This window comes from Chryseobacterium contaminans (assembly GCF_001684955.1).
GTDB lineage: Bacteria > Bacteroidota > Bacteroidia > Flavobacteriales > Weeksellaceae > Chryseobacterium > Chryseobacterium contaminans.
Genome location: NZ_MAYF01000245.1, coordinates 1 through 586, shown reverse-complemented (window position 1 = coordinate 586; position 586 = coordinate 1). Strand labels below are relative to the sequence as shown.

Here is a 586-nt window from a genome sequence, read left to right as displayed (position 1 = left end):
ATAATGAATACCTCCAATTTTTTGGAGGTATTTTTTTTTTTGTGGACTTTTAAGTAATTTTGCTGAAAATTTAAAAATTAAAAATGGGAAGAGCATTTGAATATAGAAAAGCTTCTAAAATGGCCAGATGGGATAAAATGGCCAAAACTTTCTCTAAAATAGGTAAGGATATTGCATTAGCAGTAAAAGCGGGCGGAACGGATCCTGAATCTAATCCGGCATTAAGAAGATGTATCCAAAACGCTAAAGGGGCAAACATGCCTAAGGACAATGTAGAAAGAGCGATTAAAAAAGCGAGCGGTGCTGATGCCGAAAACTATGAAGAAGTTACTTATGAAGGATACGGACAAGGAGGTGTGGCTTTCTTTGTAGAGTGTACTACAAATAATACGACAAGAACGGTAGCTAATGTAAGAGCTATTTTCAACAAGTTTGACGGAAACCTAGGTAAAAATGGTGAGCTTGCATTTATCTTCGACAGAAAAGGAATCTTTACAATCGATTTAGCTCAGGTGAAAATGGAGTGGGATGACTTCGAAATGGAAATGATTGATGGTGGAGCTGAAGATGTGGAAAAAGATGAAGA

At 36.7% G+C, this 586-nt stretch carries 1 protein-coding gene; it reads left to right on the top strand.

What is annotated here, in order from left to right; all coding sequences use genetic code 11:
* Positions 1 to 83: 83 nt before the first annotated feature.
* A partial coding sequence (locus BBH99_RS12910; RefSeq protein ID WP_066696295.1) for a YebC/PmpR family DNA-binding transcriptional regulator occupies positions 84 to 586 on the top strand: 503 nt, incomplete at its 3' end.